Source organism: Frankia tisae (assembly GCF_025403405.1).
Lineage (GTDB): Bacteria > Actinomycetota > Actinomycetes > Frankiales > Frankiaceae > Frankia > Frankia tisai.
This window is the reverse complement of record NZ_JANEZT010000451.1, coordinates 1-4,675: the sequence shown is the minus strand read 5'-3', so window position 1 is coordinate 4,675 and position 4,675 is coordinate 1. Positions and strand designations below refer to the sequence as shown.

6 protein-coding genes are annotated in these 4,675 nt (G+C 70.8%); 3 read left to right on the top strand and 3 right to left on the bottom strand.

Translation table 11 applies throughout. From position 1 onward, the window contains the following. The 3 genes from NBZ85_RS27830 to NBZ85_RS27820 form a co-directional block, all read left to right on the top strand. The coding region (locus NBZ85_RS27830) for a thiopeptide-type bacteriocin biosynthesis protein (protein ID WP_261562960.1) at nt 1-680 on the top strand (680 nt) is incomplete at its 5' end. After that, nucleotides 677-1,747 (top strand): lanthionine synthetase C family protein, encoded by a 1,071-nt coding sequence (locus NBZ85_RS27825; RefSeq protein WP_261562958.1) that lies wholly within the window; start codon nt 677-679, stop codon nt 1,745-1,747. The genes NBZ85_RS27830 and NBZ85_RS27825, both read left to right, overlap by 4 nt. A gap of 33 nt (nt 1,748-1,780) precedes the next feature. Next, a complete protein-coding gene (locus NBZ85_RS27820; RefSeq protein WP_261562957.1) occupies nt 1,781-2,566 on the top strand; it encodes a thiopeptide-type bacteriocin biosynthesis protein in 786 nt (261 codons plus the stop codon). Between the two features lie 174 nt (nt 2,567-2,740). Here the strand turns inward: NBZ85_RS27820 and NBZ85_RS27815 are convergent, their stop codons facing one another. The 3 genes from NBZ85_RS27815 to NBZ85_RS27805 all read right to left on the bottom strand — a co-directional run. Beyond that, on the bottom strand, nt 2,741-2,911 hold the full coding sequence (locus tag NBZ85_RS27815; protein ID WP_157734548.1) for a hypothetical protein: 171 nt from the start codon (nt 2,909-2,911) through the stop codon (nt 2,741-2,743). A 156-nt stretch (nt 2,912-3,067) separates the two neighbouring features. After that, a complete protein-coding gene (locus tag NBZ85_RS27810; protein ID WP_256790472.1) occupies nt 3,068-3,367 on the bottom strand; it encodes a 4a-hydroxytetrahydrobiopterin dehydratase in 300 nt (99 codons plus the stop codon). After that, nucleotides 3,360-4,675, bottom strand: a 1,316-nt coding sequence (locus NBZ85_RS27805) for an NsdA family TPR-like regulatory protein (RefSeq protein ID WP_261562953.1), incomplete at its 5' end; no start/stop codon positions are given. The genes NBZ85_RS27810 and NBZ85_RS27805, both read right to left, overlap by 8 nt.

The window sequence follows — 4,675 nt, the reverse complement described above, 5'->3', positions numbered from 1 at the left end:
GGCTGGACACCCGCCTCTACGGACACCCGGATCACCTCCTCGCCCACCTGGCCGACCTCACCGACCTGCCGGCTGGCTGGTGGTTCCTGCGCCACCCCGACCCCGAAGACCATGTGCGGCTCCGCATCCCGTTACGCGAGGCCATCGACTTCGCCGACGCCGCCCGCACCCTCGCCGTCTGGGCGTACGGCCTGGCCGACGACGGCCTGTTGGCCGACTACACGCTGGCCACCTACCGGCCCGAAACCCGCTGGGGACTCGGGCCGACGCTCGCCGCGGCCCAGGCGGTGTTCGCCGCCGACTCCCGCGCCGCGCTTCGATGGCTGGCCGGCGACCGCCAGGCCGCCACCGCGGCGGGAATGCTCGCCATCGCCGGCGGGTTCGCCCGCGACGGCGCGCGCTGGCTCGTCGACCATGCCCCGCACCGCGGCGGCCCACGGTTGGACGCCGCCCAGCTCGCCCGCGTCCGCGACCCGTACGGGGACGCCGGCCTGGCCAGATCGCTGGCTACCTACCGGGCCCTCGCCGAGCGGGACGGTCTGGATCTCGACGAGGTGCTGGCCGATCTGCTGCACCTGCACCACGCCCGCATGATCGGCCCCGACCTCGCGTCCGAACGGCACTGCCTACGCCTGGCCCGCGCCACCGTCCAGACCGACCTCGCCCGGATCAGATCATGACCGCGGGCCAGTCCCTCGCCGACGGGGCGGCGGGCATCGCCCTGCTCCACCGGGAAACCGGCGCGTGGGCGGCGATGTACGCGGCGCTGGAGCAGGCCGTCGCCGCCGGCGTCAGCATCGCCGACAGCGCCAGCCTCTACCATGGCGCTCCCGCCCTCGCGTTCGTCCTCGCCGGCAGCGACCAGCCCGGCCTCGCTCGGGCCACCGCCGCCGCCGCGGCGGGAACAGCGACGCTGACCCGCCGCCGCCTCGGGGTGGCCCACCGCCGCATCGACCAACGCCAGCGACCCCCCTACGCCGAGTACGACCTGATCCGCGGCCTGACCGGACTCGGCGTCGCCCTGCGCCGTGTCGGCGATCTCGATCTGCTCCGCGACGTGCTCACCTACCTGGTGCGCCTGACCGACCCCATCAACGGCCTCCCCGGCTGGTGGTGCCCGCACGGCCCCCACCGCAACCAGCCCGTCCTGGGCGGGCACTCGAACCACGGGGTCGCCCACGGCATCGCAGGCCCACTCGCTCTCCTGGCCCTCACACTGATCGACGGCGTGACGGTCGACGGGCACGCGGAGGCGATCACACGGGTCTGCCAGTGGCTGGACACCTGGCAGAGCCAGACCAGCGAGGGTTCGTGGTGGCCCGAGTTCGTGACGCTCGACGACCTGGACCGGGGCGAACCACGCCTATCCCGCCCGCCGCGCTTGTCGTGGTGCTACGGCGCGCCCGGCATCGCCCGCGCCCAGCAGCTCGCCGGCCGCGCCCTCGGCGACACCACCCGCCAACGCAGCACCGAAACGGCCTTCGCCGCCAGCATCACCGACCCGGCACAACTCGGCAGCCTCGTCGACCGCGGACTCTGCCACGGAACCGCCGGGCTCCTCGCCGCCGCACGCCGGATCGCCGCCGACGCGCTCACCCCGATCCCGATCGAACCGCTGGCGCGACTGCACCAGCACACCACGCCTGCTGCAACCGAACCCACCGGATTCCTCGACGGCACAGCCGGCGCCCACCTGGCCATCGCCGGGACCACGACCTGCTGGGACGCCTGCCTCCTGCTCTGCTGACCGACCTGCTCTGCTGACCGAAAGGGTCCGACGATGGACGAGACGGCCTGGAAGCAGGTGAACATCACCTACCCCAGCCCCGACTCCCACCAGCGGGAACGCCACGCCATCGACCACCTCACCCGCGTCCTGCCCGCCGCCGAAGCCGACGGCCTCATCACCGCCTGGTTCTTCATCCGCAAAGGCGCCTGGCGCATCCGCTACCTGATCGCCGAGGGCGCTACCGGACGCGGCGACAGGTACACCGACCCCCTGCACCCTTTGCTCACCGACAGGGTCCAGTGGACCGACGACCTCTACGAACCAGAGATCCACGCCTTCGGCGGTCCCAGCAGCATGAACACCGCGCACACGCTGTTCCACCACGACAGCAGCCAGCTGCTCACGTTCCTCCGCGGCGACCCCGCCGACCGGCGGGAACACTCCCTCGTGCTGTGCACCGCGCTCATGCGGGCCGCCGGGCTGGACTTCAACGAGCAGGGCGACGTGTGGGCACGGGTCGCCGAGCAACGCCCCAGCCAGGCCGACACGCCTCCGCACGATCCACCGGTGTGGGCATCCTTCACCAGCGGCGTCCGCCATCTCCTCCTCGGCGACGCCCGTACAGACCTGATTGGCCATGACTGGCTCACCTCGTTCGAGGAAACCGGCAGAACACTCCGAACCCTGCGGGAAAACGGCAGGCTCACCCGCGGGATACGCGCGGTCATCGCCCTACACGTGATCTTCCACTGGAACCGGCTCGGGCTTACGGCGACCACCCAGGGAACACTCGCGCGGGCAGCGAAGGATGCCGTCTTCGGCAATGCGCCGGCATAATCGATCAACCAGCCACCGGCCCTTGGACGTGGACCAGCTACCACAGTCGAACGCCGGGTGTCGTCGAAGCACAGGCACCCTGGCCCGCCATTCCGTTCGTCCTGGGGGCGCGGAGGCGTCCGGCCGGACGCCGAGACTGCGACTCGGCGACGCACGCACGCCGCCCCGGGACTCCTATCGTTTCTCGGCGAAGTCGCCGAACGTCGAGACTCGGCCGGCCAGACCCGACGAGGTGATCGTCTGGTCCCGCTCGCCGTCCAGCTGTTGCCAGGGGAACAGCATGTCGAGGTCGCGGCCGAGGGCCACATCGTCCCAGGGGCGCATCTGCCGCCGCAGGCCGGCCAACTCGCCGCGAATCCGAAGAGAATCAGTTGCCCCCGGGTCACACCCAGTAGAAGGTGGGTGCGCCGTCCGGTCAGGAACGTAGGCGGCCCGTCAGCGGGGATGGCCTCGACTCAGCGCAACGGCTGATCGCCATCTCCCGCCTCGAACCAGCGGGTTCTATTCGGCTCCGTGCGTCGGCGCGACCGCCTGGATGCGCCGGGCGAGTTCGATGTCGTGTTCGGCGACGTAGCCGCCGAGGTCGCTGGAGCTGATCGAGATGTGCACGGTCTTGTATCCGAGGGTCGCGTCCGAGTGATGACCAAGATCATTCTGGATAGCGGCGATATGCACGATGAACGCGGCGCCCTGAATGTGGGGAATGGAATAGGTGCGTTCAATCCGCCGGCCGTCCGTCGACCACCCCGCCAGCTCGGCGAGCCGTGCCTTGATCTGGTCGTGCGACAGAGCCTCAGCCATGATCTCTCCCGACCTCCTCGTTGATGACCGGCGCCAGAACCGCCGTCAACTCCTCGCCGACCGGATCGGCGCGCCACGGCGCCATCGCCTCCGCGACCACGGCCAGTTCCCGCCGGGCCCGCGCCGAACCCGTCTCCACCGCGATGTCCGCAGCGCGGCGGGCGAGCTCCACCGCGCGGTCCGGTTCCCCCAGCATCGCCACGGCGGTCGCGTGGCGGGCCGACCAGACCCCGACATCCCGACGCGCCGTGGCCGGCGCGACAGGGATGATCTGCTGCCACACACGGTCGGCCTCATAGGCAAGACCGAGCCGCCCGTAGCAGGTCGCGCGCTGCACTTCGACGTAGCCGTGGGTGCGCCGACACGCCGTCCCCCACACCTCAACGTCGACGCGATCCAGCAGCCGAGCGGCTCGGTCAAGGAGCACGTCGACCTGACGGCGGTCGCCGAGCAGCGACGCGCCGTGCGCCTGCTGCTGCAACGCGAACACCTGTACTTCCGGGGTCAGGCTCCGCGCGTCGAGAAGAGCTGCCTGGCACAAGTCGACCACGGCCTTCGCGCGCCCAGCATCGGTGAACGCCATCGCCCGGTCCACCAGAGCGCAGGCGACGGCATCCCGCTCTCCCGAGCGATGGGCAAGATCGAGGGCTTGGTCGTGGCAGCGCAGCGCGGCCACGGGATCGCCCGCGTCCAACCAGAGCCAGGCCGCGAACGCGTAGAACGAGGACCCGACCTTCGCCAGCCGCTGACGCGCCGGACTGTCCGCGGCGTCCACCAGATGCACGATGATCTCGCACTGTGAGGTGACCGCGCCGAGGATCGCCTGCGAGCCGAACCCCATATCGGCGTGCAGATGCCCGTCCAGCTGGTCCGAAAAATAAGAAGCAAGCGCCGGGTCGACAACGCCGGCACGGCCCGTCCCGACCGATCCGGCCACGACGGCCGACCCGGCGAGGATGTTGAACCTGCGGCGGCCGAACCCGTTCACACCATCGATGATCCCACCTCCGACATCGAGGGACGCGCTGCTGGGAAGGCTGAAGCGATACCCGCCCCCTTCCGTGCCTGGCCGTACGCCACGCGTGGGAGCCCCACCATCGGGACGTCGAGGCATCCTCGTGAGCGCTTTGCGCACGGCCGGTGCCACCGGAACGTCTATCTTGGCCGATCCCGACTGATCCGCCCGCCGGGTGCTGTTGATCAGGAGCGTGTCGGCGGGGGGCATGTGTTCGCGGTCGTCGAGGTCGAGGAGGTTGTCGATGCTGGTGCCGTAGACCTCGGCGAGTAGGGCGAGCATCTGCGGGGTGG